This window comes from Nostoc sp. (assembly GCF_041747015.1).
In the GTDB taxonomy this organism is placed as follows: domain Bacteria; phylum Cyanobacteriota; class Cyanobacteriia; order Cyanobacteriales; family Nostocaceae; genus Nostoc.
The window spans coordinates 1-6,779 of record NZ_JBGTFY010000168.1 but is presented as its reverse complement, the minus strand read 5'-3'; the positions used below and the strand labels follow the sequence as shown (position 1 = coordinate 6,779).

Genomic DNA, 6,779 nt, shown 5'->3' with positions numbered 1-6,779 from the left:
TGTTTTAATATAACTCCTCGTCAACTTTTTCTTTAATTTTTCTAGATGTTATCTTTTTCATGTTTTTGGAAGGTAAAGTTGGACATCTAGTTTTGGAAGGTGAAGTTGGACAACCTGTCCAAAATCTTCTTCAAGTCACAGCATTCTTCTGCCTAAAGATGACCCAGACTTAAGGGGTAAAGCGGGTTATTGGGGAGTGGTAACTCATGTTGGCGAATACAGCTGTACACTCCAGACATGGGATGGGGACTACACCGTAAAAATCGAACGCCTGAAATCACTGGAATTGCTTGATGAAGATTGTAGATTCATGCAGCAGCTATGTGTGAGGTTACGGCAGTTGCATCAAGTGGCCAGCCGTGACTCTTCTGTAGATTGGCTGTTGCAGGGTTTGGGGAAACAAGCTAAACCGTATCTGTCATCCTTGCAGGCAAAGCTGCTGGCGGCTGTGGAACGGGAGTACAAAATCGAGTGGAGGCAACAGAAATGATGGTGCAGCTAGGAAACAATAATTTAATGCAACAAAGTTCACTAAACTCGTTTAGTTTCAAATATTTCTCGCCACAATTCAAATTCCGGACAATTGCACCAAAGGGTAACGAACCCATCAAAAAGTTTAGTTTCTGAATTTTTAACTCCCCTTGGGAGAACTTGGATCAAGATAGGAATATCCAAATCACATTTCCAATTTTCTATTTCTTTTTGAAGTTGGGCAATAGTGTCTTGATGGAATCCTCGGTCGTTGTTGGAACACTGAACAAGTAAACATCCATTATCAGAATCTTTTACTCGCTTGATCGAGAAATTAATCTGCGTCCACATTGATTGGACTTCATTGAAAATATTAGGCAAACCATAGTGATTGCCTAATATTGCCTTTCGGCGTTTCGATTCACCCATAAGTCCCCCTCAGCAATACAAATTTTGACAAGGATGACGAAGAAGATAAGGAATCTCCTGACGACGAGTAAGCTCAATAGCGCTCAGACTAACCCTCTGGGGGTTATTAACTACTAATACTATTGTAACGATAAATCAAGGGTTTCAAGTATTTTGCAGTTGCAAGAATTGGGGATTTTGCCAAACCTTATCTGTTGTCCTTGCACGCTTTGCTGCTGGCAGCTGTTGAGAGAGAGTACAACCTTGTTTGTCAGCAGCAAAAGTGACGATACAGCTAGTAAAAAGCGATCGCTTTTGGAGCTGTTAGTTGATTAATTTGTGATGGCAGAAAATTAGGAAACATTAGATTCATACGCTCCCTGGTTAAACTCATGTTTTCCATTTGGTACAACGCCAACCAGGAGTTGGGGTATCTACAACTGTAATAATAGTACCGCAAGGCGGAAGTCAAAAGTCAAGGCTTCGCTCAACCTTGACCCTGAGCGCAGTCGAAGGGTCAAAAGTCAAAATGAATACAGTGTAAGAGTTTCATTGATTTAGAATAGGTGGTTTATTTACGCCGTAATGTACTAGCTCCTGACATCTAACATTTGTCTTTTAACAAGAGCATGGCCAGATTGAACATCAAACCAGTGAATATCCTCAGGGGGCAATGCTAATGTAATATCCTCGCCACTCCAATTTTGGTCTGTTGGCAACAAAGCACGTACTGTAATCGCTCGGGTTTGTGAACCCTCAATCCTGACACTGACTAAATAGTGCATACCCAAGTTTTCCACTAAAAACACTTGCCCTTGGATAGTTTGGGTATCACCTGGTCGAGCAATGCGGACATCTTCTGGACGGATTCCCAGAACAATCTGCGGTGGTACTGTTGGTATATCTGGGAGAAGCACTTGGAAGTTACCCACGATCGCATATTGTCCCTTACAAGGTAAAGTCAGCAAATTCATTTGTGGACTACCAACAAATCCAGCCACAAATAGATTAGCTGGATGGTTATAGATGCGGTCAGGTGGATCAAGTTGCTGGACATAGCCATCGTTGAGCAATGCAACTTTTGTGGAGAGCGTCATCGCTTCTGTTTGGTCGTGGGTAACGTAGACAACTGGCACTTTTTGGGCTGCAAAAATTTGCTTGATATCGGCTCGGACTCGTTCCCGCAGTAGTGCATCCAGGTTACTTAAGGGTTCATCCAGCAGGTATACATTGGCATTACGCACCAAAGCACGACCAACAGCCACCCGTTGGCGTTGACCTCCAGACATTTGTCCAGGCTTACGGTTCATTAACTCTGCTAATCCTAAAACTTCTGCCACTTCTGCCACTCGCTGTTTAATTTCTGTAGGTGGTACTTTTTTTAGCTTGAGTCCAGAAGCAAGGTTTTCGTACACCGTCATGTGGGGATAGAGTGCATAGCTTTGAAATACCATTGCAATGTTGCGATCGGCTGCTCGTTTATAGGTGACATCCACCTCCCCAATCTTAATCTGACCGCTAGTCGGTTCTTCAAGACCCGCAATCATGCGTAGGACGGTAGATTTGCCACAGCCAGAAGGGCCAAGTAAAGTGAGAAACTCATGGTTATCTACAGTTAAACTAACGTCCTTAACAGGGATGACTTTAGGATTATAGGTTTTATTCAAGTTTGTGAGTTCGAGTTTAGCCATTTTGATTTCTATCCTTTGACAGCACCAGCGGTAAGACCTTGGACAATCCGGCGCTGGAAAAACAAAACTAGTAAAATCAGGGGTAATGTGCCCACAACAGTTGCAGCAGCGATCGCACCATAGGGAATTTCAAATACTGTCGCACCACCCAACTGAGCCGCAGCAACGGGAATTGTCTTCAATTCTTCACGAGTCATAAACGTGAGAGCGAAAATAAACTCGTTCCAAGCAAAAATAAAGGTGAGGATTCCAGTAGTCACTAAGGCCGGAAGGGTCATGGGCAGCACGATTTGCCATAGTAGTTGAAAGGTGTTGTAGCCATCGACCCTAGCGGAATCTTCTAAATCTTTTGGTAATTGTTGAAAAAAGCTTCTAAGTACTAAAATTGTTAGCGGCAAATTGATGGCAGTATAGGGTATAATCAGCGCCAGATAATTGTTGCCGAGTTTAAGCGCCTGGATAATTTCTAACAGTCCTAAGAACAAGAGAATTCCGGGAAATAAGGTAACAATTAGAACGCTGGCGAGGATAACCCTTTCACCCCAAGGGCGTAACCGTGCGAGGGCATAAGCCGCAGGTGCGCCGATCGCTAAAGATACAGCTGTAGAAGTAATCGATACAAAGGCACTGTTGAAGATGTAACGCCAAAATGGGCGACGGGTGAATAACTCAATGTAGTGATTGAAAGTGAATCGTGTGGGGAAATAGACAGTAGGAACGGCGGCAATATCCTCATTCACTTTAAACGAGGTCAGCAATTGCCATAAGGCTGGCGCTAGGCTGAATATCACCACTAATGCAACTATTATGGGCAACAAGATTTTTTGAAGAGAAAACTTGGTTTTCTCTGTTCGTTTTGGAGTCGTTGGAACTGCTTGTGGAGTTAGACTCATGAGTTAAATGGCTCCTGATGTTTTGGCACGGTATTTGTTAAGCAAGAAACTAGCGATCGCCACCGCAGCAATCAATATTAAAAATGTCACCACTACCAGAGCTGCTCCATAACCAAAATCTAAGTAGCGCATCACTGTGGAGTAAATATACAATGACACCACTTCCGTAGCGCCACCAGGGCCACCCCCGGTCATCACAGCAATCAAGTCGAAAATGCCAAAAGCTTGAGCAAACCGAAATAGCACTGCAATTAAGATTTGTGGCAGCAGTAGTGGCAGGGTAATATTGCGGAAGCTTCGCCAAGGAGTTGCCCCATCGACCGAGTAAGCCTCATAAAGGTCTTTTGATATCGACTGCAACCCAGCTAGCAACAAGATGCCGATAAACGGCGTAGTTTTCCAAACATCAGCAAAAACCACTGCTATCATCGCCAGCGTTGGATCTCCTAACCAGTTAATCCCAGTCTCAATCAGCCCCAATCGCCGCAAAATATCGTTCACAACCCCAAACTGATCGTTAAAAATCCAAGCCCACGCCAGACCAATCAGAGAAGTAGGCAAAGCCCAAGGGATAATGGCGATTGTACGCACTATGCCCCGCCCAAAAAAGGCTTGGTTGAGAACTAGCGCAACTCCCAGTCCTAGCAATAGTTCTGAGATTACTGATGCTGTTGTAAACACCGTTGTCGCCCACAAACTCTGCCAAAAACGACCATCCCCCGCCATCCGCACATAATTTTCCAAACCAGAGAATACAGGTTGTAACTCTGTTCCCAGATTTCTCGTAAATACGCTTAACCAAAATGCTCGTAAAATCGGGTAGGCAAATACAAACAACAACAGCAGCAATGCTGGTGTTAGTAAAATCCATGCTGTCTGTTGTTCTCGACTTCTAAGTGTATGTAAATTTGTCATTTGTTATAAGGCATTGGGCATTGGGCATTGGCAAAGAGGAGGCAGAAAGCACAAGTTGTTTAATTTTTAATTTTTAATTTCTCTCCCCCTGCTCCCAGCAGTCGGCGCGTTTCCGCAGCAGCAGCTTGCATTGCTCGTTCAGAATTCATCCGACCGGATAGCGCGGCGCTGAGATAACGCTGTAAAATATCTGATGTCTGAGCATATTGGGCGATCAGCGGACGTAAAACTGCATTGTTCACGACCTCCAATAACTGCGGATAGTGGGGGTATTTAGCAACAATCTCTGGGTCTGTAAACAAATCCCGGCGACTTGGCACATAGCCTGCTGTCAAAATGAATCGGCGCTGTGCTTCTCGACTGGTAAAATACTGAATTGCTTTCCAAGCTTCTTCGGGATGTTGAGAAGATTTAGCAATCCCTAAACCCCAACCCCCTAAACAAGCTGCTCCCGTCTTACCAGGAGCGTGAACCATTGGTTTAATCGCTATTTTGCCCTGGATTGGCGAATTTTCTGCCTGGGCTAAAGGCCACGCATAAGGCCAACTGCGTAAAAATGCTACTTGACCACTTTGAAACAAGCGCCGGGTGTCTTCTTCTTGGTAAGTCGTGACTCCAGGAGGAGAAACGCCAACTCTTACGGTACTACGCAGAAACTCAATAGCTCGTAATGTTTCTGGTCGATCTAACCCAACTTCGAGAGTGTCGGGATTAACCCAGAAGCCACCAAAGCCATCGAGAACTTCTGCAAACATCGCCACAAGTCCTTCATATTGGCGACCCTGCCAAACATAGCCCCAATTCACCTGCTTTTTCTTTTGCAAGACTTGGGAAATTCGCATCAAATCATCAAATGTCTCTGGTGGTTGCAATCCTGCTTGTTTGATTAAATCTTCTCGGTAGTAGAGCATTCCCACATCGGAACGCACTGGAATGCGGTACAGTTTGTCTTGGTAACGTCCCCCTTCTACATCCTGGGATGAAAATGCTTCTAAGTCCTCTTTAGAAATGCGATCGCCTAAAGGTAGCAACCATCCAGCAGCAGCAAACTTGGATGTCCAGATGACATCCATATTGACCAGGTCATAAGGAGATTCACCTAAAATAAAAGATGAGGTATACAGGTCTTCGAGCAAATTTGTCGCATTTGGCCCTTCAACTAGGTTTATACGAATACCTGGGTTCTCAGCCTCGAAGTCTCTAATCAAACCCTGCCTCCAAGGTTCGGCATCAGGGGCAGTCATCAACAGATTGAGGGTAACTGGTTGTTGTGAGAGTGCTACCCAACTGAACAATATGATGCTCAAGAGGGTTGCCAAAAAAAACCCTATATGTAAATAACTTTGTTTTTGGATGAATTTTTGCAACTTGTTTATTGGCTTTCGGTACAACATTATCAATGTAGCGATCGCTTATGGTAATTATGAGAAAATGAAAACATAAAATATCTAACAAAACATTATTCTGTATTATTTTTTATCAAAACCCTTGAGCAATAAACAAGTAATTTAATAAATTTAACACCCATCTGGCTTACAAATAAGTAATTTGATTGCAAGATAAGTTAAATACGAATTACGAATTACGCCTTGCGGTACTAAGAATCTGGATTGATACATTTAAGATGCTCACAGCCAAAACCTTGAGTCATCATTGCAGATAGCTGTTGAGAAACTTGTTCATCAAAGTTGAGTTCCCGCATGATTTGGTCATAGCCTTGTCCCTGCGCTATTCGCTTTGCCATTTGCTCAAATTCTACCCAGTTCAAATCACTCTCAACAAATGCTTTAGCAAGGGTAATTACCAGTTCCTCATAATCATTATCTTCCAGTTTTGTCATCATTCGATGTTCAATTTGAAGCGAATCATCGAAGCAGTAATACCAGGATTTTGGTTGCTGATTAAGTACTCTTCGGAAAAAAGCTTGCTGTTTCGATCGATTAACAGCATGATCTGCCTCACTACATACCATTAAGATAGGGGCAGAAACACAACCTTCAGCCTTTTCTAAAACCTGATATCCCAATTCTAAAAATATCCGCAAAGCCTTGAGACAAAAACCTTTATAACCAAAATTACCCGATGCATCTTTGTTGAACCATTCAAAGTAAATAGGCAATATTTTGATAAGTTGATCGAATAGTGAATAGCGGCTACCCAAATAAGGCGTGAACAATAAGGTGCGGTCAATTTGCTCAGGATGCTCTAAAGCTAACCAAGCAGCTAAAGTTCCACCGGTTGATAATCCACCAATCACAACTTGTTGACCGAGGGTTTTTGCAATCTGCAACCATTTGATTACAAATTGTTGATAAATCTCAATATCTGTTGGCAGAGGTGGAGGATTTTGCAGCCCCCAGTTACCTGAGCGTCCATGACCGGGTTGTAAAGGAATTAAAAC

Annotated in this window: 7 protein-coding genes; 1 reads left to right on the top strand and 6 read right to left on the bottom strand. The window is 43.3% G+C overall.

From position 1 onward, the window contains the following. Positions 1–196: 196 nt before the first annotated feature. Complete coding sequence (locus ACEW80_RS13420) at positions 197–490, top strand: hypothetical protein (RefSeq protein ID WP_373527057.1); 294 nt, start codon at positions 197–199, stop codon at positions 488–490. A 41-nt stretch (positions 491–531) separates the two neighbouring features. On the opposite strand, the gene ACEW80_RS13415 is transcribed toward ACEW80_RS13420, so the two are convergent. From ACEW80_RS13415 to ACEW80_RS13390, 6 genes are all read right to left on the bottom strand, one after another. Beyond that, positions 532–900: a hypothetical protein gene (locus ACEW80_RS13415; protein ID WP_196516678.1), complete on the bottom strand. Its 369-nt coding sequence runs from the start codon at positions 898–900 to the stop codon at positions 532–534. 569 nt (positions 901–1,469) lie between these two features. Further along, complete coding sequence (locus tag ACEW80_RS13410) at positions 1,470–2,570, bottom strand: ABC transporter ATP-binding protein (protein ID WP_373527056.1); 1,101 nt, start codon at positions 2,568–2,570, stop codon at positions 1,470–1,472. A gap of 8 nt (positions 2,571–2,578) precedes the next feature. Continuing rightward, entirely contained in the window at positions 2,579–3,463 is an 885-nt protein-coding gene (locus ACEW80_RS13405; RefSeq protein WP_373527055.1) for a carbohydrate ABC transporter permease, read from the bottom strand. A 3-nt stretch (positions 3,464–3,466) separates the two neighbouring features. Then, a complete protein-coding gene (locus tag ACEW80_RS13400) occupies positions 3,467–4,378 on the bottom strand; it encodes a carbohydrate ABC transporter permease (protein WP_373527054.1) in 912 nt (303 codons plus the stop codon). A 59-nt stretch (positions 4,379–4,437) separates the two neighbouring features. Then, positions 4,438–5,772: an ABC transporter substrate-binding protein gene (locus tag ACEW80_RS13395; protein WP_373527053.1), complete on the bottom strand. Its 1,335-nt coding sequence runs from the start codon at positions 5,770–5,772 to the stop codon at positions 4,438–4,440. Positions 5,773–5,975: 203 nt separating this feature from the next. Beyond that, positions 5,976–6,779 (bottom strand): alpha/beta hydrolase (locus ACEW80_RS13390; RefSeq protein ID WP_373527052.1); only part of this gene is annotated, 804 nt, incomplete at its 5' end.

Coding starts and splice junctions, on each gene's coding strand:
- ACEW80_RS13395 (WP_373527053.1), bottom strand. CDS start 5,772: ATGTTGTACCGAAAGCCAATAAACAAGTTGCAAAAATTCATCCAAAAA.
- ACEW80_RS13400 (WP_373527054.1), bottom strand. CDS start 4,378: ATGACAAATTTACATACACTTAGAAGTCGAGAACAACAGACAGCATGG.
- ACEW80_RS13410 (WP_373527056.1), bottom strand. CDS start 2,570: ATGGCTAAACTCGAACTCACAAACTTGAATAAAACCTATAATCCTAAA.
- ACEW80_RS13405 (WP_373527055.1), bottom strand. CDS start 3,463: ATGAGTCTAACTCCACAAGCAGTTCCAACGACTCCAAAACGAACAGAG.
- ACEW80_RS13415 (WP_196516678.1), bottom strand. CDS start 900: ATGGGTGAATCGAAACGCCGAAAGGCAATATTAGGCAATCACTATGGT.